The 21,649-nt window shown below is 65.3% G+C and carries 21 protein-coding genes, 1 tRNA gene and 1 pseudogene; 13 read left to right on the top strand and 10 right to left on the bottom strand.

Annotated features, from left to right (window positions below; all coding sequences use genetic code 11):
* Window positions 1–102 precede the first annotated feature (102 nt).
* Entirely contained in the window at window positions 103–1,767 is a 1,665-nt protein-coding gene (betA, locus tag F9929_RS10020) for a choline dehydrogenase (protein ID WP_456236794.1), read from the bottom strand.
* Between the two features lie 178 nt (window positions 1,768–1,945).
* On the opposite strand from betA, the gene F9929_RS10015 reads away from it, so the two are divergent.
* Both F9929_RS10015 and F9929_RS10010 read left to right on the top strand, forming a co-directional pair.
* Window positions 1,946–3,544: a bifunctional metallophosphatase/5'-nucleotidase gene (locus tag F9929_RS10015; RefSeq protein ID WP_152046414.1), complete on the top strand. Its 1,599-nt coding sequence runs from the start codon at window positions 1,946–1,948 to the stop codon at window positions 3,542–3,544.
* 121 nt (window positions 3,545–3,665) lie between these two features.
* Window positions 3,666–4,004 carry a hypothetical protein gene (locus F9929_RS10010; protein WP_152046413.1) on the top strand — a complete coding sequence of 113 codons (339 nt, stop codon included), beginning with the start codon at window positions 3,666–3,668 and terminating at the stop codon, window positions 4,002–4,004.
* Window positions 4,005–4,145: 141 nt separating this feature from the next.
* Here the strand turns inward: F9929_RS10010 and F9929_RS10005 are convergent, their stop codons facing one another.
* On the bottom strand, window positions 4,146–5,348 hold the full coding sequence (locus F9929_RS10005; protein ID WP_152046412.1) for an ROK family transcriptional regulator: 1,203 nt from the start codon (window positions 5,346–5,348) through the stop codon (window positions 4,146–4,148).
* A 371-nt stretch (window positions 5,349–5,719) separates the two neighbouring features.
* On the opposite strand from F9929_RS10005, the gene F9929_RS10000 reads away from it, so the two are divergent.
* From F9929_RS10000 to F9929_RS09990, 3 genes are all read left to right on the top strand, one after another.
* The gene (locus tag F9929_RS10000; protein ID WP_235919193.1) at window positions 5,720–6,706 is read left to right on the top strand and encodes a sugar ABC transporter substrate-binding protein; all 987 of its coding nucleotides are present in this window, start codon (window positions 5,720–5,722) and stop codon (window positions 6,704–6,706) included.
* A 264-nt stretch (window positions 6,707–6,970) separates the two neighbouring features.
* Window positions 6,971–8,071, top strand: a complete 1,101-nt coding sequence (locus tag F9929_RS09995) for an ABC transporter permease (RefSeq protein WP_152046410.1) — start codon at window positions 6,971–6,973, stop codon at window positions 8,069–8,071.
* Window positions 8,047–8,853 carry an ATP-binding cassette domain-containing protein gene (locus F9929_RS09990; RefSeq protein ID WP_152046409.1) on the top strand — a complete coding sequence of 269 codons (807 nt, stop codon included), beginning with the start codon at window positions 8,047–8,049 and terminating at the stop codon, window positions 8,851–8,853. Before F9929_RS09995 ends, F9929_RS09990 begins: the two co-directional genes overlap by 25 nt.
* Before the next feature lie 79 nt (window positions 8,854–8,932).
* Here the strand turns inward: F9929_RS09990 and F9929_RS09985 are convergent, their stop codons facing one another.
* Window positions 8,933–9,247, bottom strand: coding sequence for a hypothetical protein (locus F9929_RS09985; protein ID WP_152046408.1), 315 nt, complete (start codon window positions 9,245–9,247; stop codon window positions 8,933–8,935).
* 120 nt (window positions 9,248–9,367) lie between these two features.
* Window positions 9,368–9,529 (bottom strand): Thivi_2564 family membrane protein, encoded by a 162-nt coding sequence (locus F9929_RS09980; protein ID WP_152046407.1) that lies wholly within the window; start codon window positions 9,527–9,529, stop codon window positions 9,368–9,370.
* Window positions 9,530–9,648: 119 nt separating this feature from the next.
* Between F9929_RS09980 and F9929_RS09975 the strand changes: the two genes are divergently transcribed.
* Window positions 9,649–9,900, top strand: a complete 252-nt coding sequence (locus tag F9929_RS09975) for a DUF1902 domain-containing protein (protein ID WP_235919165.1) — start codon at window positions 9,649–9,651, stop codon at window positions 9,898–9,900.
* 3 nt (window positions 9,901–9,903) lie between these two features.
* Window positions 9,904–10,104 carry a type II toxin-antitoxin system HicA family toxin gene (locus F9929_RS09970; RefSeq protein WP_152046405.1) on the top strand — a complete coding sequence of 67 codons (201 nt, stop codon included), beginning with the start codon at window positions 9,904–9,906 and terminating at the stop codon, window positions 10,102–10,104.
* 10 nt (window positions 10,105–10,114) lie between these two features.
* Here F9929_RS09970 and F9929_RS09965 read toward each other — a convergent pair whose 3' ends face one another.
* The 4 genes and pseudogenes from F9929_RS09965 to F9929_RS09950 all read right to left on the bottom strand — a co-directional run bounded on the left by F9929_RS09965 (window position 10,115) and on the right by F9929_RS09950 (window position 15,464).
* Window positions 10,115–11,752: an ABC transporter ATP-binding protein gene (locus F9929_RS09965; protein WP_407922218.1), complete on the bottom strand. Its 1,638-nt coding sequence runs from the start codon at window positions 11,750–11,752 to the stop codon at window positions 10,115–10,117.
* A pseudogene (locus tag F9929_RS09960) lies at window positions 11,752–12,920 on the bottom strand (ABC transporter permease). The gene F9929_RS09965 and the pseudogene F9929_RS09960 overlap by 1 nt, the downstream one beginning before the upstream one ends.
* Entirely contained in the window at window positions 12,913–13,836 is a 924-nt protein-coding gene (oppB, locus tag F9929_RS09955) for an oligopeptide ABC transporter permease OppB (RefSeq protein WP_152046404.1), read from the bottom strand. The pseudogene F9929_RS09960 and the gene oppB overlap by 8 nt, the downstream one beginning before the upstream one ends.
* Window positions 13,837–13,856: 20 nt before the next feature.
* A complete protein-coding gene (locus F9929_RS09950; protein WP_152046403.1) occupies window positions 13,857–15,464 on the bottom strand; it encodes a peptide ABC transporter substrate-binding protein in 1,608 nt (535 codons plus the stop codon).
* Between the two features lie 285 nt (window positions 15,465–15,749).
* Between F9929_RS09950 and F9929_RS09945 the strand changes: the two genes are divergently transcribed.
* Together F9929_RS09945 and F9929_RS09940 are read left to right on the top strand one after the other, a co-directional pair.
* Window positions 15,750–16,313 carry an NADPH-dependent FMN reductase gene (locus F9929_RS09945; RefSeq protein WP_152046402.1) on the top strand — a complete coding sequence of 188 codons (564 nt, stop codon included), beginning with the start codon at window positions 15,750–15,752 and terminating at the stop codon, window positions 16,311–16,313.
* A gap of 105 nt (window positions 16,314–16,418) precedes the next feature.
* Entirely contained in the window at window positions 16,419–17,099 is a 681-nt protein-coding gene (locus F9929_RS09940) for a superoxide dismutase (RefSeq protein WP_152046401.1), read from the top strand.
* A gap of 37 nt (window positions 17,100–17,136) precedes the next feature.
* On the opposite strand, the gene F9929_RS09935 is transcribed toward F9929_RS09940, so the two are convergent.
* The gene (locus F9929_RS09935) at window positions 17,137–17,478 is read right to left on the bottom strand and encodes a DUF2147 domain-containing protein (protein WP_152046400.1); all 342 of its coding nucleotides are present in this window, start codon (window positions 17,476–17,478) and stop codon (window positions 17,137–17,139) included.
* 161 nt (window positions 17,479–17,639) lie between these two features.
* On the opposite strand from F9929_RS09935, the gene minC reads away from it, so the two are divergent.
* The 4 genes from minC (at window position 17,640) to F9929_RS09915 (ending at window position 19,818) form a co-directional block, all read left to right on the top strand.
* A complete protein-coding gene (gene minC, locus F9929_RS09930) occupies window positions 17,640–18,446 on the top strand; it encodes a septum site-determining protein MinC (RefSeq protein WP_152046399.1) in 807 nt (268 codons plus the stop codon).
* A gap of 40 nt (window positions 18,447–18,486) precedes the next feature.
* The gene (gene minD, locus F9929_RS09925; RefSeq protein WP_152046398.1) at window positions 18,487–19,302 is read left to right on the top strand and encodes a septum site-determining protein MinD; all 816 of its coding nucleotides are present in this window, start codon (window positions 18,487–18,489) and stop codon (window positions 19,300–19,302) included.
* Window positions 19,299–19,583, top strand: coding sequence for a cell division topological specificity factor MinE (gene minE / locus F9929_RS09920; protein WP_152046397.1), 285 nt, complete (start codon window positions 19,299–19,301; stop codon window positions 19,581–19,583). The genes minD and minE overlap by 4 nt, the downstream gene beginning before the upstream one ends.
* A gap of 158 nt (window positions 19,584–19,741) precedes the next feature.
* A tRNA-Arg gene (locus F9929_RS09915) sits at window positions 19,742–19,818 on the top strand.
* A gap of 301 nt (window positions 19,819–20,119) precedes the next feature.
* Here F9929_RS09915 and F9929_RS09910 read toward each other — a convergent pair.
* The gene (locus F9929_RS09910; RefSeq protein ID WP_152046396.1) at window positions 20,120–21,622 is read right to left on the bottom strand and encodes an aldehyde dehydrogenase; all 1,503 of its coding nucleotides are present in this window, start codon (window positions 21,620–21,622) and stop codon (window positions 20,120–20,122) included.
* Window positions 21,623–21,649: the final 27 nt, after the last annotated feature.

Genomic DNA, 21,649 nt, shown 5'->3' with positions numbered 1-21,649 from the left:
AACCGGCGCCGGTTTCCTGTGACAGCGGCGGATATGGAAGGATGGGCCCAATGGGGGATGCGGCCAACCGCCCCTTGCCGGACGGCGCGAGTGCTCCCGGCTTCAGCGCTGCCGGGTTTCCCAGCCTTCAGCGATCACCGGCGCCAAACCTTCCGCCGCCAGCATCTGCCGGCCGAGGATATGGTCGGCGGCCTTCTCGCCCGTCATGATGGACGGCGCGTTGAGATTGCCGTTGGTGACGCGCGGAAAGATCGAGGAGTCGGCGACGCGCAGCGCTTCGACGCCGATCACCCGGCATTCGGGATCGACCACGGCCAGGGGGTCGTCGGCGGCTCCCATTCGTGCCGCGCCGCAAGGGTGGTAGGCGCTTTCCGCGTGGTCGCGGATGAAGGCGTCGAGTTCGTCGTCGCTCTGAACGGCAGCGCCCGGCTGGATTTCCGGGCCGCGATAGGGGTCGAAGGCTTTCTGCGCGAAGATCTCGCGCGTCAGGCGGATGGCGGTGCGGAAATCGCGCCAGTCCTGAGGATGGCTCATATAGTTGAAGCGGATGGAGGGCGGGTCGTCCGGCCCGGAGCCCGTCAGGCGGATCGCGCCCCGCGATTGGGAGCGCATCGGCCCGACATGGGCCTGGAAGCCGTGGCCCTCGGCCGCCGCCTGCCCGTCGTAGCGCACCGCTGCGGGGATGAAATGGTACTGGATGTCGGGATAATCGACACCGGCTCCCGAGCGGACGAAGGCGCAGGCCTCGAAATGGTTGGTCGCGCCGTAGCCGGTATGAAGCAGCATCCATTCCATGCCGATCTGCCCCTTGGCGAAGAGGTTGAGATAACCGTTGAGCGTGATGGCTTGAGTGCAGGACTGCTGGATATAGAGTTCCAGATGATCCTGAAGATTGCGGCCGACGCCTTCGCGCGGGACGCGCACCTCCACGCCTGCTTCGCTTAAGTCAGTGGCAGGCCCGATGCCGGAGCGCAGGAGAAGCAGCGGCGAGTTGATCGCGCCGGCGGCCAGCACGACCTCCTTTCGCGCGCGGATCAATCCCAGCCGCCGCCGGCCGCGCCGCACCGCGATGCCGACCGCGCGGTCCCCTTCCAGAACCACATGCGTCGCTTCCGCCGTGGCGAAGCGGCAGTTCGGGCGGCGAAGCGCGGGGCGAAGATAGGCGTTTGCCGCCGACCAGCGCCGCCCGCGCCAGATCGTGTGCTGCATCGGCCCGAAGCCTTCCTGGGCGGCGGCGTTGTAGTCTTCCGTCACCGGATAGCCGGCCTGCCGACCCGCTTCCACGAAGGCGCCGTAGAGCGGGTTCTCCATCGCGCCGCGCTTGACGTTGAGCGGCCCCAGAAGCCCGCGCCATAGAGGATCGCCGCCGTCCATGGCTTCCATGCGCTTGAAGTAGGGAAGGACGTGGGCATAAGACCAGCCGGCCGCGCCGGTTTGCGCCCAATGATCGAAGTCGCGCGCGTGGCCGCGCACATAGACCATGCCGTTGATGGAGGAGGAGCCGCCGATGACGCGCCCGCGCGGCGTCTGGAGGCGGCGTCCGCCGAGACTTTCTTCCGCTTCCGCCCGGTAGCCCCAGTCGTAGCGGCGCATGTTCATGGGCATGGACAGCGCGCCCGGCATCTGGATGAAGGGGCCGGCATCGGTGCCCCCGGCTTCCACCACCAGAACCTCCTCCGCGCCGCTTTCCGACAGGCGAAAGCTGAGGGCGCAGCCGGCCGAGCCCGAACCGACCACGACATAATCGGCTTCGTCGATCACCTTCATGCGCGTGTCTCCCCGATGCCTGTTCCGCCCTTCGACATGCCAAAGGCGGGCAGGAACCTCCGGCCCCCGCGCGACGCGGCGATGTCGGAATTGCGATCCCGCATCCTCTCAGGTTGCATGGGTGGCTGTCATATGCAGTTTGTAGAACCGTCCGACCGACCCCTGCCGGAGACCGTTCATGCTTCGCCTTCTCGCCTCGGCCCTTGCCGGAACCGTTCTTTTCTCGACGCCGGTGTCGGCCGAGGATCTGACGATCCTGCATATCAACGACTTCCACAGCCGCGTCGAGCCGATCAACAAGACCGACTCCACCTGCTCGGCCAAGGACGCGGAAGCCAATGCCTGCTTCGGCGGCATCGCGCGCCTCAAGACGGCGATCGACCAGAACAGGAAGGACGGCACCAATGTCCTTCTTCTGGATGCCGGCGACGAGTTCCAGGGCTCGCTCTTCTACACGACCTACAAGGGCCGGGACGCGGCCGAGTTCATGAACGGGCTCGGCTTCGAGGCGATGGCCGTCGGCAACCATGAATTCGACGACGGGCCGGCGGTGCTGTCCGCCTTCGCCGATCTCCTGAAGCTTCCGCTTCTCAGCGCCAATGTCGATGTTTCGCGCGAGCCGCTTCTCCAAAACCGCATCAAACCCTCGACGGTGATCGAGAAGAACGGCCAGCGCATCGGCGTGATCGGTCTGACGCCCTTGGATACGCCCGATCTCGCCAGTCCCGGCCCCAATATCTCCTTCGCCGATCCGGTGCCGGCGGTGAGGAAGGAAGTGGCTAGCCTCCAGGCGCAGGGCGTGACCCGGATCGTGCTTCTCAGCCATTCCGGCTACGCGGAAGACAAGCGCATCGCGGCGACTGTCGATGGGGTGGACGCGATCGTCGGCGGCCATTCGCACACGCTTCTGTCCAACACGGAAAAGAACGTGGCCGGCCCTTACCCGACGCTCGTGAAGAACCCGGCCGGCCGCGACGTGCCGATCGTCAGCGCCGCTTCCTATGGCAAATATCTCGGCAAGCTGACGCTCACCTTCGATGACGCCGGCGAGGTCACAGCGGCCAAGGGCGATCCGATCCTTCTCGACGCCTCGATCCCGGAGGACGAGACCTTGAAGGCGCGCGTCGCCGAACTCGCCAAGCCATTGGAGGCCGTTCGCGCCGAGGTGGTGGCGAAGGTCGCGGCGCCCCTCGACGGCTCACGCGAGAACTGCCGCGTTTCACAATGCGAGATGGGAACGCTGATGGCCGACGCGATGCTCGACCGCGTCGCCAGCCAAGGCGTCACGATCGCCATCGCCAATGGCGGGGGCCTGCGCGCGTCCATCGATGCCGGCGACGTGACCATGGGCGAGGTTCTCACCGTTCTTCCCTTCCAGAACACGCTGGCGACGATGAAGCTGAAGGGCGCCGATATCGTCGCCTCGCTGGAACAGGGCGTGTCGGGAGTGCAGGATCTCGCCGGCAAGTTCCCGCAGGTCGCAGGGCTCCAGATCGACTGGACGCCGCAGGGGATCGCCGGCCAGAACCGCATCGAGGCGGTGCGCGTGCGCTTCGGCGACCGTTGGACGCCGATCGATCCGAACGCCACCTACAGCGTCGTCACCAATGACTACATGCGGCGCGGCGGCGACGGCTACAGGCTCTTCAACGAGAAGGCCATCGACCCCTACGATTTCGGCCCCGCGCTGGAAACCGTGCTGATCGACTATCTCAAGAAGCAGAACGAGCCCTATCAGGCTTATACGGATGGGCGGATCGCCAACGTCGCGCGATAGAGAGCGAGGCGAGCGGGGTGGTTTTCGAGCGCAAGCTGTTCGAGCGGCTTGTGGGCGCCCGGTCTTCGAAGCTGAGCGATGGCAAGCTGCTGCCGTCAGATGAAACAACGAGGGCCCCAGCGTGACCAGTTTTGTAATCTGGACCCAAAACGAAGAAGACCTTGGCTTCCTGATGTTCGCGCAGCATGACGGTGAGTGGCCGCCGGCTGGCAGGCATGACTGCATGTTCACGGGATCGCCTCGCGATCCGCAACTTCTGAACGATCCGAGAAGTCTTTTCGTCTCCCAGCACAAGGGGCGCGAATGGATGGCGGAGGTGACCTATACGCCCACGGACATGATTGTGCGGATCGACCTCGATACCGGTTGGATCTTTCAGATCGTCAGCAATGCGTCCGGCAATACGTGGACGGCGGTTCGGGACGTTGAGCGCTTGGACGGCTTGGGAGTGTTTCTGTGAGGATGGGCTGCGGATCGTCGGCTACCGCTTGGTTCCTGGGGAAAGCATTCCCAATCGAATGACGAAGGTGGCGAAGAATACGCTCTTCTGCATCTCGACAAACCAAAGCGGGCGAAAGGCCCTATAAATACGCCGGCTTATCTAAATCATAAGCCGTTGATCCAGCAGGAATCGGTCGAAGAACGGCAGGCTGGCCGCGCCCATCTCGCGCGCCGGGCCGCCGATTGTGCCGGCCTGGATCTCCACCGGGATGAGGCCCGGAAGGCGGTGGTTGGCGAGGCGGCGGGCGGTCTCGGACACCAGGCGGTCGCGTACGGAAACGGGCAGGCTACCGTCGATCAGGGCGCATTCGAAGTCGTAGACGGCGCTCGCCGCCGTCACCGCATGGGCAAGGCCCGAAGCCGAGGTCTCGATCCAGCGGTCGAGCAGGGGCCCGAGTTCGGCGGGCCAGACGCCTTCCTCGGCCCAGAGCGTTCGCGGGTCGAGGCCGTTTTCCGCCATCGCCTTTTCCAGAAGGTGGATGGACGCGGCGTTGATGAGCTGCCCCGTGCCGCCCCCTTCCAGCGGCACCGGCATGGAGCCGAGCGCCCCGGCATTGCCGCGTCGCCCGCCCAGAAGATTGCCGTCGGTCACGATCCCGCCGCCGACAAAGGTGCCGATAAAGAAATAAACGAAGTCGGAGCGCCCGCTCGTGCCGAAGACCTGTTCGGCCGCGCAGGCCGCCGTGCCGTCATTGGCGGCATGGACGGGCAGTCCTGTCAGGTCGCTGACGAAATCGCCAATATCGGTGCGCCGCCACTCGTCCATGGCGCCCGGCGGCGCGGCGATCTCGGCGGCCCAGTCCCAGATCTCGAAAGGGATCGCCACCCCGACGCCCGAAACGCGGCTGCGAAGCTGAGGATCGAGCGAGGACAGAAGCGAAGCGAAGGCGCGCGACGTGAAGGCGCCGATGCTGGCGGGCGTCGGGTAGGAATAGGTTTCGCGCACCCGGCCGCGCGTTCGCCCGACGAAATCCATGAGGATCATGTCGGCCGAGCGCCGCCCGATCTTGAGGCCGAGGGAAAAGGCGCCGTCCGGGTTGAGGCGCATCGGCACGGAAGGCTGGCCGACCCGGCCGCGCTGCGGCGCGTCGCGCAAGACCAGTTCCTCGCCCTCCAGCGAGCGCATGATCACCGAGGCCGTTTGTGCCGACAGCCCGGTGCGCCGGGCGATCTCGGCCTTCGCCATCACCCCTTCGGACCGGATCAGCGTTAGAACCGCCCGCTCGTTGCGGGCGCGAAGATTGGCCTGCGTCGAGCCGCGCAGACGCTCGTCGGGACTTGGAACCGTCGCGGTCTCGCTCATGTCACTCGTCCTCCCGAAGGGCCCCGTCCCGACCCTTCCCTTCCTTGCGATGCTCGGCCGCTTCGCCTCAAGCCTTCTGCGGTCTTTTGCCGGCGAAAGGAATAGCCGGTTCCTTTCGCTTTCGGCAGCATCGGCAGGTGCTTGACTGCCGGGCCTCCAAGCCCGGCGACCAGGGAGGAGAATGCGCCGATCCAATAATTAAATCCACCTGATTTATTTATCTTGACTTAAGGTTCGGTTGCATGTTCCCTAAGACCCAAGCCCGCGACGAGGAGGTTGCGGGGCCGGCGGCCGCGCCGTCGGTTCGTTTGGGAGGAAAATTCGTGACCCTGAAGTCGCTTGCCGCCACCACTGCGCTTTGCGCCACCGCCATGTTCGGCCTCGGCACCCTTGCCGCCAGCGCGCAAACCGCGCCGCTCGTCTGCCTGATCACCAAGACCGACACCAACCCCTTCTTCGTGAAGATGAAGGAAGGCGCCCAGGCGAAAGCCAAGGAACTCGGCGTCAACCTGCAGGCCTATGCCGGCAAGATCGACGGCGACGTGGATGCGCAGGTCCAGGCCATCGAAAGCTGCATCGCGGGCGGCGCCAAGGGCATCCTCATCACCCCGACCGACACCAAGGCCCTCGTGCCGAAGGTCAAGCAGGCCCGTGACGCCGGCATCCTCGTGATCGCCCTCGACACGTCCTTCGACCCGATCGACGCGGCCGACGCGACCTTTGCCACCGACAACTTCCAGGCCGGCGAGCTGATCGGCCAGTGGGCGAAGTCGACGATGGGCGAGAAGGCGGCGGACGCCAAGATCGCCTTTCTCGACCTGATTCCCGCCCAGCCCTCCGTCGACGTGCTGCGCGACCAGGGCTTCATGCAGGGCTTCGGCATCGACCTGAAGGACAAGTCGGTGATCGGCGACGAAAGCGACAAGCGCATCGTCGGCCACGACATCACCAACGGCAACGAGGAAGGCGGCCGCACCGCCATGGAGAACCTTCTCCAGAAGGACCCCTCGGTGAACGTCGTCTACACGATCAACGAGCCGGCGGCGGCGGGCGCCTACGAGGCGCTCAAAGCGGTCGGCATGGAAGCCAACGTCACGCTGGTTTCCATCGACGGCGGCTGTCCGGGCGTCAAGAACGTCAAGGCCGGCATCATCGGCGCGACCTCCATGCAGTACCCGCTGAAGATGGCGGCCCTCGGCGTCGAGGCGATCAAGAAGTTCGCCGATAGCGGCGAGAAGCCGAAGACGACGGAAGGCCTGAACTTCACCAATACGGGCGTCGATCTCGTCACCGACAAGCCGGTGGAAGGCGTGAAGTCCATGACCTCCGACGAGGCGATGAAGGCCTGCTGGGGCTGATCGCCCGCAGCCTCTACGTTTCAACGAAACGTCCCGCGCGGCTTTCAAGGCTCGCGCGGGGCCGATAACTTGACGTCTTCGGCGGGCCGCACATGAGCGTCCCGCCGAAGACCGAAGGCAACGAACCGCCGGAGAATGCGGTTTTCGCCAGCACCGTTCCCGCGAATGCAAGGCGCAGGAAGGCTTGCCCCAAGCGCACTCTTCCTCGCCCGGCCGCCGATCGATCGGACGTCTGGCTCCATCACACGAAGAAGGAGGAGAGGCATGAGCGGTACCGCGGCAACGCCCGACAACCCCAAACCCCAGCGCTCGACGCCGACCGGCTTCGAGGCGGCCATCGCCAAGGAGGTGAAGGTCGCGGAATTCGAGACCACCCGGCGCTCGCCGCTCGGCAGTCTCCAGCACTTCCTCCATGGCCATCCGACCATGGTGCCGGTGCTCGTCCTGGTGCTCAGCGTCGCCGTGTTCGGCGTGCTTCTCGGCAGCCGCTTCTTTTCCGCCTTCACCATGACGCTGATCCTGCAGCAGGTGACGATCGTCGGCATCGTCGGCATCGCGCAGACGCTGATCATCCTCACCGCCGGCATCGACCTGTCGGTCGGCGCGATCATGGTGTTCTCGTCCGTGGTGATGGGCCAACTCGCCATCCATCACGGCATTCCTTCGCCGCTGGCCATTCTCGCCGGCCTCGTGGTGGGCTCGGCCTTCGGCTTCGCCAACGGCTGGCTGGTGGCGCGCGTGAAGCTGCCGCCCTTCATCGTGACGCTCGGCACCTGGTCGATCTTCCTGGCGATCAACTTCATCTATTCCGCCAACGAGACGATCCGGGCGCAGGACGTGCAGGCCAGCGCGCCGCTTCTCGGTTTCTTCGGCGAAAGTTTCCGCGTCGGCGGGGCCGTCCTGACCTATGGCGCGGTCTTCATGGTGCTGCTCGTCGCCGTCTTCTATTACATCCTCAACAACACGGCCTGGGGCCGGCACGTCTATGCCATCGGCGACGATCCTGACGCCGCGCGCCTGTCGGGCATCCGCGTCGACCGCACGCTGATCTCCGTCTACGCCATTTCCGGTCTCGTCTGCGCGCTCGCCGGCTGGGCCCTCGTCGGGCGCCTCGGCTCCATCTCGCCGACATCGGGCGCCGAAGCCAACATCCAGTCCATCACCGCGGTCGTCATCGGCGGCACCTCGCTCTTCGGCGGGCGCGGCTCGGTGGTCGGCACGCTCATCGGCGCCCTGATCGTCGGCGTCTTCGCCATGGGCCTCAGGATCTGGGGCACCGACCCGCAATATACCCAGCTCACCGTCGGCGCGCTCATCATCCTCGCCGTCGCGGCCGACCAATGGATCAGAAAGGTTTCGGCATGACCGCCCCGCAGACCGTTCTTTCCGCGCGCAACCTCGTCAAGAAATACGGCAAGGTCGTCGCCATCGACAACGCGGATTTCGATCTGCGGGCCGGCGAGATCCTCGCCGTGATCGGCGACAACGGCGCCGGCAAGTCGACCCTCATCAAGGCGGTGTCGGGCGCGGTGCGCCCCGATGCCGGCGAAATCCGGCTCGACGGCCAGCCCACCACCTTCGCCAATCCGCAGGCGGCGCGCGACGCCGGCATCGAGACCGTCTACCAGCAACTCGCGCTGTCGCCGGCGCTTTCCATCGCCGACAACATGTTTCTCGGCCGCGAAATCCGGCGGGAAGGCCCGCTTGGGCAATACTTGCGCATGCTCGACAAGCCGACCATGCGCCGGATCGCGCGCGAGAAGCTGTCGGAACTCGGTCTCATGACCATCCAGAACATCGACCAGCCGGTGGAAACGCTGTCCGGCGGCCAGCGCCAGGGCGTGGCGGTGGCCCGCGCTGCGGCCTTCGGCTCCAAGGTGCTGATCCTCGACGAGCCGACCGCCGCGCTCGGCGTGAAGGAGTCGCGGAAGGTTCTGGACCTCATCCTGGAAGTGAGGGCGCGCGGCCTGCCGATCGTCCTCATCTCCCACAACATGCCCCATGTCTTCGAGATCGCCGACCGCATCCACATCCACCGTCTCGGGCGGCGCCTGTGCGTGATCGATCCGAAAAGCGCCAGCATGTCCGATGCGGTCGCGCTGATGACAGGCGCCAAGGCACCGGAACAGTCGATGATCGCGGCCTGACACGGGGCCAACTCGTTCAAACGAAAAGCCCCGCCGGTCCGTGCCGGCGGGGCTTTTTCATATCTCCGCTTGGCCGTCCTCAGTAGGCGGTGCGGTTGTTGTGCGTCTTGCGGTGGATGTTGCGCGAGGCACGGTCCTGCTGGCGGGCGATCTCACGGCGCTCGGCCCGCGTGATGACGCCGTCGCGGGCGGCGCGCGCCCTCGTGCGGTCGATGCGATGTTGCTGGCGGGCGAGTTGGCGCGCTTCGCGGCCCGTCAGTTCGCCGTTCACCGCACCACGCACGATGCGGTGGTTCTGGCGCGCGTCGCGGCTGTCGGCGCGATAGGTCTGGGCGAGGCCCGGCATCGACGTCGCCATCAAGAGGCCGAGTGCGCCAAGGACGATGCGTTTCATGTCATGCTCCATCATATACCGCCGCGCGGGGAACCCCGCGCGGGTTGGGCCGGATGATTGGCCGGACAGGATGAACGCAGCCTGAAGCCTCCGCGTTTCGACCTGCAAGCTTGGTTGGCTTCAGAAAACCGCGAGGTAGCGCAGCAGCGAAACGATGCCGATGATGATGACGATGAGCTGCACGATCTGACGGATCTTGCCGTCGAGCGGCAGGCGCTGCACCAGCCAAAGCACGAGGATGATGACGAGGAATGTGATGAGGATGCTGATGAGGACGCTCACGCTACCGTCTCCTTAAAGGCCTATGACGAAGGAGATAGGGCGCATTGTCGCATTGCGGAGTCGGTCTGGTCAGCGATGTGCTATGAATGGCTTCATGGCAGGGATGCCGGGAGCAAGTGATGGCGAACGCACTACGTCCGACGATCTTCACGGTCTCGGCGATCTGGGATGCCGAGGCGCAAGTTTGGTCTGGCTCGTGCGACGCTCTTCCGGCCGCCGCTGATGCCGAAACGCTGGACGGCTTGCTTGCGAAAGTGGAGGCGATGGCGGCGGATCTTCTGGCCGACAACCATCCTGACGTCGATCCGGCTTCCGTTTACTTCCAGATGACGGCACTGCGCGAGATGGACGCTCCTCTGGCGGCGGCCTGATTGATGTCGCCGCGAACCTTCGACCGCGCTTTGCGTCAGATGTTGCGCGATGCCGGTTGCGAGTTTCTTCGACAGGGCAAGGGCAGCCACGAAGTTTGGCGCAGCCCGATCACGGGAAATGTCTTTCCCGTCCAGGTCGGTGTGGCGAGCCGGCATACGGCAAATGTGATCCTCCGGCAGGCGGGCCTGCCGAAGGCTTTCTAAAGGCTTGGGCTCACGCCACCGGCATGTGCACCTCGTGGAAGTCGCTGCCGGTCGCGGCGGCGATGAGGTTCTTCGTGTAGTCGGCTTGCGGGCGCTCGAAGATGTCCGCTGCCGCGCCGCTTTCCACGAGCTTGCCGTCCTTCATCACCATGATGAAATCCGCCATCGCCCGCACCACCGCCAGATCGTGGCTGATGAAGACGTAGGCCAGATCGTGCTCGCGCTGGAGACGGCGCAAAAGCTCCACGATCTGCGCCTGCACCGAGCGGTCGAGCGCCGAGGTCGGCTCGTCGAGAACGACGAGTTTCGGCGTCAGGATCATCGCCCTCGCAATCGCGATGCGCTGGCGCTGGCCGCCGGAGAATTCGTGCGGATAGCGGTTGCGGGCGGAGGGATCGAGCCCGACTTCGGTGAGCACCTCGCCGGCGCGCCGGTAGCGATCCTTGGCGGAAAGGCCGGGCGCGTGGATGCGAAGGCCTTCCGTCACGATCTCGGCGACCGTGAGGCGGGGCGACAGCGAGCCGTAGGGGTCCTGGAAGACGAGCTGCATCTCGCGCCGAAGCGGGCGGAGCGCCGCGCCGTCGAGGGCGGCGATGTCGCGGCCCTCGAAGCGGATCGAGCCGCTCGCCGGCTGAAGGTGCAGGATCGCGCGGCCGAGCGTCGACTTGCCCGACCCGGACTCGCCGACGACCCCGATCGTCTGGCCGCGCTTCAAGGACAGCGACACGCCGTCCACGGCCCGGAAGGTGCCGGCCTTGCCCCCGAAGAAACCTTTGCGAAGGTTGTAGTCGACCGTGACGCGGTCGGCCGAGAGAAGGACCGGCGTGCCTTCCGGCGGCGGGGCCTTCTCGCCCTTCGGCTCGGCGGCGATCAGCATCTTCGTGTAGTCGTGGACAGGCGAGGCGAAGACTTGCCCCGCCGGCCCCGTTTCCACCACCTCGCCGCGCCGCATCACGGCGACGCGCGTCGCGAAGCGGCGCACCAGCGACAGATCGTGGGTGATAAGGATCACCGCCATGCCGAGGCGCTTCTGGAGATCGGCGAGAAGCGCCAGAATCTGCGCCTGGACGGTGACGTCGAGGGCGGTCGTCGGCTCGTCGGCCACGAGAACGTCCGGGTCGTTGGCGAGCGCCATCGCGATCATCACGCGCTGGCGCTGGCCGCCGGAGAGTTCGTGCGGATAGGCGTCGATGCGCCGGCCCGGATCGGGGATGCCGACAAGGGTCAGGAGTTCCAGGGCCCGCTCGCGTGGGCTCTCCTTCTTCGCCCGCCCATGGGCGCGGATCACTTCCTCGATCTGGTTGCCGACCGGGTAGAGCGGGTCGAGCGAGGTCATCGGCTCCTGGAAGATCATGGTGATCTTCGCCCCGCGCACCTTGTTGAGGGCGGAAGGCTTCAGGCCGATGAGTTCCTGGCCGCGATACAGCGCCGAGCCGGTGGCGCGACCGTTGGAGGCGAGAAGCCCCATCAGCGCCATCATGGTCTGGCTCTTGCCCGAGCCCGACTCGCCCACGACGGCGAAGGTCTCGCCGCTGCGGATGTCGAGATCGACGCCCTTCACCGCGTCCAGCACCCCGTCCTCGGTGGCGAAGGAAACGCGCAAGTTCCGGATCGCGAGAACGCTCTGGCCCATCAACTCGCCGTCCATCAGCGCACCTTCGGGTCGAGAGCGTCGCGCAGACCGTCGCCGAGGAAGTTCAGGGAGAAGAGCGTCGCGACAAAGAAGACGGAAGGGATGAGAAGCATCCAGGGAGCGGCCTGCATGGTGTTGGTGCCGTCGGCGATGAGAGCCCCCCAACTCGTCAGCGGCGCCTGAACGCCGAGGCCGAGGAAGGAGAGGAAGCTTTCCAGAAGGATGACCTTCGGCACCACGACGGTGATGAAGACGATCACCGGGCCGATCGTGTTGGGATGACGTGGCGGCGGATGATCTGCCAATCCGTCAGGCCCATCGCTTGCGCCGCCGCGACGAACTCGCGGCGCTTCAGCGACAGGGTTTGCCCACGCACGATGCGCGCCATGTCGAGCCATTCGGTGAGGCCGATCACCAGGAAGATCAGGATGAAGGACCGGCCGAAGAACACCACCAGCATGATCACCATGAAGACGAAAGGCAGCGAATAAAGGATCTCGATGAAGCGCATCATCACGTTGTCGGTGCGCCCGCCGACATAGCCGGAGATCGCGCCATAGGTGACGCCGACGAAAAGGCTGACGAGGCTCGCCAGGATGCCGACGGTGAGCGAGATCTGGCCGCCGATCATGACGCGGGGCAGGAGGTCGCGGCCCGAGGAATCCGTGCCGAAGACGAAGGTTTCCCGTTCCACCGTGCCGGCGATGGCGAGCTTTCGCCCTTCGTCGGTTTCGGCCCTGACCACCGTGTTCTCGAACTCCTCGGCGCGGTCGATATAGCGCGTGACGCGCGGATCGAGCGGCTTGTCGGAGGTGAGCGTCGCGGCAAAGGTCTTGCCCTCGATGGTGAAGTCCTCGACGCCGGCCCGCCCGCGCTTGGCCGCGTCCGTCATGGCCTCTGCCAGCCGCTCGTCGGTCGGGCGCGGCTCCAGGCTCGGGGGCACGGCGACATAGGAGGTGAAGATCTGGTCGTAGCCGTGGGACACGAAGGCGGGTCCGACGAAGGAAAACAGCGTCACCGCGATGAGCACGAACAGGCCCGCCATGGCGGGGCGGTTGCGCAGGAGGCGGCGAAAGGCGAGGCGCGTCAGGCTGCGCCCGGCGCCCTCCTCCGGCCCATGGGGCAGAGTGCCCGGCTGCGGCCCCGGATCGGGCGCGGGAGCAAGGGAGGTGAAGTCAGTCATGGCGAATCCGCGGGTCGAGAAGCGCGTAGACGATGTCGACCACGAGGTTGAGGACGGTGATGAAGACGGCGACGAGAACCACCGTGCCCATCACCAGCGTGTAATCGCGGTTCAAGGCGCCGAGCACGAAATAACGGCCGACGCCGGGAATGCCGAACACGGTCTCGATCACCACCGAGCCCGTCAGAAGCGCGGCGGCGGCTGGCGCCAGATAGGACACGACCGGCAGAAGCGCCCCGCGCATGGCATGGCGAACCACCACGGCGCGCGCCGACAAGCCGTAGGCTCTGGCGGTGCGGATATGATCGGCGGCAAGCGCCTCGATCATCGCGCCGCGCGTCAGCCGCGCGAAGACGGCGAGCTGGGGCAGGGCCAGGGCGAGGGCGGGCAGCACGAGAAAGCGCGCCGAGCCGTCGCCCCAGCCGCCCGCCGGCAAAAGGCGCAGGAACACCGCGAAAACGAGGCTGAGGACCGGCGCGATCACGAAGTTCGGCACGGTGACGCCGACGGTCGCGACGCTCATCACCAGATGGTCGACGAGCCCGTTGCGCCGCAGCGCCGCGAAAACGCCGGCCGAAACGCCGCCCACCAAAGCGAGGATCAGGGCATAGGAGCCGAGCTGCATCGAATAGGGCAGGCTCTGCAGCATGAGCTGGCCGACCGAGAAGTCGCGGTAGACATAGCTCGGCCCGAAATCGCCCTGAACGACGTTGGCGAGATAGTTCAGATATTGCTGCCAAAGCGGCAGGTCGAGCTTATAGGCCCGGATCATGTTCTCCATGATCTGCGGGGGGAGGGGGCGTTCCAGGCTGAACGGCCCGCCCGGCGCGAAGCGGATCAGGAAGAAGGACAGGGTGACGACGATGAAGAGCGTCGGCACGGCGCTGGCCAGCCGACGCAGGATGAAGCGGAGCACTTGTCGGGAGGCCTAAACGATCACTGTTCCTTCGACAGGAAACGCGACAGGTGGTCGTTGACCGGATTGTCCTGCCAGCCCTTGACCTTGTTCGACACGAGCCAGGGCGAGCCGAAGACCATCAGGGTGGAGATCGGCTCCTCGGCCAGAAGGATCTTCTCGGCCTCGTGGAGCAGGGCCGAGCGCTTGGCCGGATCGGTCTCGGTATAGGACTGCGCCATCAGCTCGTCGTATTTGGGGTTCGACCACTTGGCGTAGTTGAAGGTCTTGTTGGTGGAGATGTTGAGGCCGAGGAAGCTTTCGGCATCGGCGTAGTCGGCCGTCCAGCCGGCACGCGCGACATTGAAGGCGCCGCCTTCCTGCAGGTAGGCGTAGTGCGACTTCACGTCGAGATTGGTGAGCGTGACGGTGGCGCCGAGCGACTTCCAGTTGTCGGCGACGGCGGTCGCGACCTTCTCGTGATTGGCGTTGGTGTTGTAGCGGATGTCGATCTTCAAGGGCTTGCCGCCTTCGCCCCAGCCCGCCTCCTTCAGGAGTTCCTTCGCCTTGTCCTCGCGGTCGAGCTGGTCCATCGCGGCGTAATCGACCTTTTCCGGCTCGCCATAGCTCGCGATGCCGGGCGGCACGGCGCTGTAGAGCGGAATCTGGCCGTCCTGGAAGATTTCGTGGCTCAGGAACTCGCGGTCGATGGCCATGGACAGGGCCTTGCGAACCCGCACGTCGTTGAAGGGCTCCTGGCGGGTGTCGAAGACGTAGTAGTAGCTCGCCAGCGATGCCGACATATGCACCTGGTCGCCGAGTTCCTTTCGCAGGAAGTCGGTCTGGTCGGTCGGGAAGTAGTAGTTGACGTCGAGTTCGCCCGCCTGGAAGCGACGAACGGCGGCCGCCTGATCTTCCAGCGGATAGAACACGACCTTGTCGAGCTTGACGTTGGCGGCGTCCCAGTAGTTCTCGTTCTTGGTCACCACGATGCGGTCGTTGGCGACGTTCTCGGTGAGCTTGAAGGCACCGTTCGAGACCATGACCCCCGGCTTCACGAAATCGGGGCCGTTCTTTTCCACGCTCGCCTTGTTGACCGGCAGTGCCGACTGATGGGCCAGAAGCTCCAGAAGATAAGGCGTCGGGCGCTCCAGCGTGATTTCCAGTGTTTTGGCGTCCACCGCCTTCACGCCGAGCTGGTCTACGCCCATGCCCTTGGTGTTGATGGCCTCGGCATTCTTGAAGACATAGGTGAGATTGGCGTAGCCCGCCGCTTCCTTCGGGTCCTGAAGACGGCGGAAGGAGAAGGCGAAATCCTCCGCCGTGACGGGCGAGCCGTCGGACCACTTGGCATTGTCGCGGATCTTGAAGGTATAAACGGTCTTGTCGTCCGAGATCGTCCAGCTTTCCGCCGCGCCCGGGATCACCTTGCCGGCGGGATCGTACACCGTCAGCCCCTCATAAAGATCCTTCAGGACGTTCGCTTCGACGTCGATCGAGGTATGGGCCTGATCCAGCGTTTGGGGTTCGCCGCCATTGCCGCGATGGAGCACGACTTCGGCCGCCGCGAGCGCGGTGGAAGACAGAAGCGCGGCAAGAAGCGTGGTGCCGAGAAGGCCGGCGGCGGAAGCGCGGGAGAACTGGCGCATGAAGCGGTTCCTGTCGGTTGAACGACGAAAGATTGACGTTTTCGTCATATTCTTGCGCAGGTTGAACACCCTGGATCAAACGGTGTCCAGCTTTTTCGCGGGGTTTATAAGCAGCCGCAGTCATCGCCCGAAAACTATGCACTGAGCTATTTGGGCGGCTGCCGCCTGGCGTCCCGCACCCAGGGAGAAGAAGGCTGAACGCTGCGTTTCATGGCTGCCGGGCTTACCGCATCCACCGAAAGGTCTAGATGGAGCGCACCTCTGGAACATGACGGAAGCGCATTCATGGCTCTCACCCTCGCCGTCGTCACCACGTCGACGCGCCCCGGCCGCAAGGGCCCCTTGTTCGCCAAATGGTTCGAAACCCATGCCCGCCAGCACGGCGCCTTCGACGTGTCGCCGGTGGATCTCGCCGAGATCAACCTGCCGATCTTCGACGAGCCCGAGCACCCGATCAAGGGCAACTACCACCACGAGCACACCAAGCGCTGGAGCGCGGCGATCGCGCCCGCCGACGCGGTGGTCTTCGTCCTGCCCGAATACAACTACATGCCGCCACCGTCCTTCATCAACGCGATGAACTACCTGCACCGTGAATGGCACTACAAGCCGGTCGGCTTCGTGTCCTATGCGGGCGTGTCGGGCGGCACGCGCGCCGTGCAGGCGGCCAAGCCCATCGTGACGACGCTGAAAGCCATGCCGATCCCCGAGCAGGTCGCGATCCCCGCCTTCTTCGAACATATCGGCGAGAACGGCTTCGAGCCGAAGGAACCGCACATCAACTCCGCCACGCAGATGCTGGACGAGCTGAAGAAATGGGCGGAGGCCTTGAAGCCGCTGCGCGGCTGAAGCCCGCCCATCACGACAAGTTCAGGCCTCGGCTACCAGCCTGCCGCTTCCCCAAGCGGCGGGCTTTCTAATTCCCGGACTGACCAAGCAACGGGAGAGACATTCATGCCGATCGACCGCAGGACCCTTCTGGCGGCAGGCGGGGCCGTGGCCGCCGCCGGCCTCGTGCGGCCCGCCAGTGCACAAACACCCAAAAGCTTCGAGCAGCCGAAGCTTCCCTATGCCGAGGACGCGCTTGCCCCCACCATCTCGGCCCGCACCGTGGCGCTGCATTACGGCAAGCACCACAAGGCCTATTTCGACAAGCTGAACCAGTTGACCGAAAACTCGCCTTATCGCGAGATGACGCTGGATCAGGTGGTGGTGGAGTCCGCCAAGAAGAACGATACCGCGATCTTCAACCAGGCGGGGCAGGCCTGGAACCACGTCTTCTACTGGAACCAGTTCGCCGGAGGGCCGGCCGCGCCGGAGGGCCGGCTGCAGGAAGCCGTCACCCGCGATTTCGGCGGCATGGACGGGTTGAAGAAGGCGATGCTGGCGGGGGCCGACAAGGTGTTCGGCACCGGCTGGGTGTGGCTGGCGGCCGATGGGCAGGGCAAGCTGGAGGTCCTGTCCTTGCAGGATGCCGGTAACCCGCCGGCGGAAGGCAAGGTGCCGCTCGTCGGCATCGACGTCTGGGAGCACGCCTATTATCTCGACTACGAGAACCGCCGTCCGGCCCACGTGGAAGCGGTGCTGGACAAGCTCGTCAACTGGCGCTTCGTCGGCGAACAGTTGAAGGCTTGAGCCCTGCGGGGCGCCGTTCGCGGCGCCCCTTGTCCCGTCAAGCGCGCGTCCAGCTCTGCTTCTTGCAGAAGATCTTCAAAGCGCAGCCTTCCATCACGAGCCGAGCGCCTTCCACACGCGCCGTGCCGCTGTAGCTCTTGTCGTCGCGCGGATCGATGACGGTGCCCCGGTAGTCGCCGCCCGCGCCGCTCATCGTGCCGACGCTTTTACCCTTGTGCTGGCCGGTCAGGACGGTGGCGCAGAACTTGCCGCCGCAATCGGTGACCTCCACGATGCGCCCGCCCGGCGAGCGCCATTTGCCGAGGATCGGCTCGGCCGAGAAGGCGGGGGAAGCGCAAAGCGCGGTGAGGCAAAGCGCGGCGATCGATGTCTTCAGCATCGCGGACCTTTCTTCGGGAACGTTGGGTACAGAACAAAAGAATGGTGTCGGGCCGGGCGCGTTCCAAGGCTCGAACGTTGGGACGCAAGGCCCCGGTCAGTTCCGGCGACTAGCTTAAGGCTTCGTTAACCGGCGGAACCCCGTCGGCCCGGATGCCCATGATGACAGACCGCCCTTCCACGCCAAAGCCCGTCCGCCTTCGTGGCCGTTCCTTCCTGGCGCTCGTGCTTTCGCCGGAACTGCCCTTGGCCGACTGGCTTTTGAGCCTCGACGATCTGGCGCGCCGGTCCACCGGCTTCTTTCTGAACCGTCCGATCGTTCTGGATTTCTCCGGCCTCGAAGTGACCCGCGAGGACGTGTCGAACCTCATCGCGGCGCTGGGGGAACGCAACGTTCGCATCATGGGCCTCGAAGGCCTTTACCCGAGCCAGGTCGGCCCCGGCATGCCGCCCTTGATGCAGGGCGGGCGCTCGGTGGAGGATTTCCCCCAGCCGCCCGAAAAGCCGGCCGCTCCCGCGGCGGCGGCGGCGGAGTCGTCCAGCGACGCGGCGCCGTCTGAGAGCGCCGCCGACGCGCCGACCCCCCCGGCGCCCGAACTGGCGCCCGTGCAGCCGGTGATCTATTCCGCGCCCCCTTCGCAGCCCTCGCTCATCATCGAGACGACGGTGCGATCGGGCCAGCAGATCGTCTTCACCGAAGGCGACGTGACCGTGCTCGGCTCGGTCTCTTCCGGAGCCGAGGTCATTGCCGGCGGCTCCGTCCATATCTACGGCGCTCTTCGCGGCCGCGCGCTCGCAGGGTCCGCCGGCAATCCGAAGGCGCGCATCTTCTGCCAGAAGCTCGAAGCCGAACTCATCGCCATCGACGGTCTCTACAAGACCGCCGAGGACATCGAGCCGGCCTTGCGCGGAAGGCCCATGCAGGCCTGGCTCGACGGCGAAATGCTGAAGACCCAGCCCCTGTCCTGAATCCCAACCCGGCAACGAAATTCAAGAAGGAAGCGACGAGATGGCGAAAGTAGTGGTTGTGACGTCCGGCAAAGGAGGCGTGGGCAAGACGACGACGACGGCGGCTCTGGGTGCGGCGATCGCCGAAACCGGACAGAATGTCTGCGTCGTGGACTTCGACGTCGGCCTGCGCAATCTCGACCTCGTGATGGGCGCCGAGCGCCGCGTCGTCTACGATCTCATCAACGTCGTTCAGGGCGACGCCAAGCTCGCCCAGGCGCTGATCCGCGACAAGCGCATCGAAACGCTGCACCTCCTGCCGGCTTCGCAGACCCGCGACAAGGACAACCTGACGATCGAAGGCGTCGGCGTCCTGATGCAGGAACTGCACGAGCGCTTCGACTGGGTGGTGTGCGACAGCCCCGCCGGCATCGAGCGCGGCGCGACGCTGGCCATGCGCCATGCCGACATCGCGGTGGTGGTGACCAATCCGGAAGTCTCCTCGGTGCGCGATAGCGACCGCATCATCGGCCTTCTCGATGCCAAGACGGCGCGGGCCGAGCGCGGCGAGCGCATCGAGAAGCACCTTCTCCTGACGCGCTACGACGCGATGCGCGCCGAGCGCGGCGACATGCTGAAGGTGGACGACGTTCTGGAGATCCTGTCGATCCCGCTTCTCGGCATCGTGCCGGAATCCATGGAAGTGCTGCGCGCTTCCAACCTCGGCACGCCGGTCACCATGTCCGACAACACCAGCGCGCCGGCCCGTGCCTATCGCGACGCCGCCCGCCGCCTCTGCGGCGAGACGGTCGCGATGACGGTTCCCGGCGATCGCAAGAGCCTGTTCGGGCGCTTCTTCGGTCGGAGGGCGGCATGAGTCTTTTCTCCCTTTTCCAGAAGCGTTCCTCGCTTTCCAGCGCGCCGGCGGCGCGTGAGCGCCTGCAGGTGCTGCTCCAGCACGAGCGGGCAGAGATCGGCCAGGCCGACCTCGTCGGCGTCCTGCGCGAAGAGATCATCGCGGTGATCGCCAAGCACGTGGCCATCGAGCGCGACAAGGTCCGCGTCAAGATGGATCGCGGCGACGTGGTCTCGACGCTGGAAGTGGACATCGAGATGCCGCTGTCGGCGGCCCGTCCGGCGCTCGCCCTGGTGCGCTAGCCGCGTTTCACGTGAAACGCTCCGGCGAACGAGCCTTCGCCTGAGCGTGGAATGGTTTCCCGATCGCATTCGCGCCTTGCCGGGACGGGAGCGATGGGCTAGGAAAGGGCGGCAACCGAAACCCGGTCGCCGCCCTTTCTCGTTTCGAGAAAGCCGGAGCACCCGTAGCTCAGCTGGATAGAGTGCTGCCCTCCGAAGGCAGAGGTCACAGGTTCGAATCCTGTCGGGTGCGCCAATAACCTAGTCTGACTGCGAACCACCTGTTCCTCGAAGCGCCGTAGCTGAATGGGTTCACTACCGGTCAGAGACGCTCGGTGTGCCGGCACTTCACGGAAACGTCGGGCGAACAAGAGCTTTCAAGCAAGATTCTTGGTGCGTCAATCCGATGCATTAAATACCGGAACTGAACGCCCAGATCACTCCTCTACGCCCGTAGCTCAAGTCGCGTTTGATGGCTCCGACCATCGCTTTGTGGAACACGCTTGCCGGCCTGACAACCTGTGTATCGCACCGTCCGATCGGTGGGAAAGGTCGCCCTACATCGGGCGCAGGTAAACCCAGACCGTCTTCGTCTGAACATACTGGTCCATGGCTTCGACGCCGTTGTCACGCGCCAGCGAGCCCGACTGTTTGTAGCCGCCGAAGGGTGTCTTCACATCGCCCTCGCTGAAACAGTTGATCGAGACGGTGCCACAGGGAAGGCGCCGGGCGAAATGCATGGCTTTGTCCATATCTCGCGTAAAGACGCTGGCGTGGAGTCCGTAGGGGGTGTCGAGCGCGACATCGAGGGCTTCGGCGTTGTCCGCGACGTCGATAACGCCGAGCACGGGACCGAAGATCTCCTCGCGCGCGATCGTCATGTTGCGCGTAACGCCATCGAAGACAGTCGGATTAAGAAAAAAGCCGTCCGGGCGCACCTTCTCATCGGCATAGGCGACGCGCGCCCCCTCGCTCTTGCCGGTCTCGACATAACGGGAAACGCGCCGCAGGTGCTCGTCCGTCACCATTGATCCCATCTGCGTCTCGGGATCGAGGGGATCGCCGACCTTGAAAGTCGCGACCTTTTCGACGACGGCCTGGAGGAACTCGTCTTTCAAGCTGGCATGGACGATCTGGCGCATGTTGGCGGAGCAGTTCTGTCCTCCATTCCAGCAGGCAGCGTTGACCGCGTTCGTGACGAGATGGTCGTCGATCACGGCGTCGTCGAGAATCACTAGCGGGCTCTTGCCGCCCATCTCTAGCCCGACAGGCTTCAGATTGCTTTCGCTGGCGTAGCGAAGGAACAGCGCGCCGACCTCCGTCGATCCGGTGAAAGAGACGACGTCGATGTCCATGTGGCGGCCGATGGCCTGTCCCGCCGTCTCGCCGAAGCCCGGCACGACGTTCAGAACGCCGGCGGGCAGACCAGCCTCCATCGCGAGTTCCGCGAGGCGCAGTGACGAGAGCGGGGTCTGTTCGGCGGGCTTGACCACCGTCGAGCAGCCGCTTGCCAAAGCCGGCGCGAGCTTCCAGGCGGCCATCAGCAGCGGAAAATTCCAGGGCAGGACGAGGCCGACGACACCGGCGGGCTCCTTGAGGATCAGCGCGAGCGCGTCCTCGCCGGTCGGCGCGACCTTGCCGAAGCTCTTGTCGGCAAGCTCGCCGTACCATTGGAAGAAGGTCGGCACATGCTCGCCGATCTCCGCCAGGCAGTCGGTGATCGTCTTGCCGCTGTCGATGCTTTCGAGCACTGCGAGCTCCTCGGCGTGATCGCGCACGAGCTGGGCGAGTCTCAGGAGCACGTCCTTGCGGTGTTCCGGGGCGCAGCGCGACCATGCACCTTCTTTAAAGCTGCGACGCGCGGCCGCGACCGCGAGGTCGACATCGGCGGCATCGCCATGCGCCACCGTGCCGAGCACCGCCGATGTCGCGGGATTCAGCGTCTCGAAGACCCTGCCGGAACGCGCGGGGACATAGGCGCCGTCGATGAAGGCATTGGACGGCAGGGTCAGCCGGCCAGCGATGTCGTGGAAGCGGTTCGTGTCTGGAGACAGGGTCATCGGACGGTTCCGTCGATCAAGAACAAG

This window comes from Aureimonas psammosilenae, assembly GCF_009176975.1.
Taxonomy (GTDB): Bacteria; Pseudomonadota; Alphaproteobacteria; order Rhizobiales; family Rhizobiaceae; genus Plantimonas; species Plantimonas psammosilenae.
This window is presented reverse-complemented; position numbering and strand designations above follow the sequence as displayed.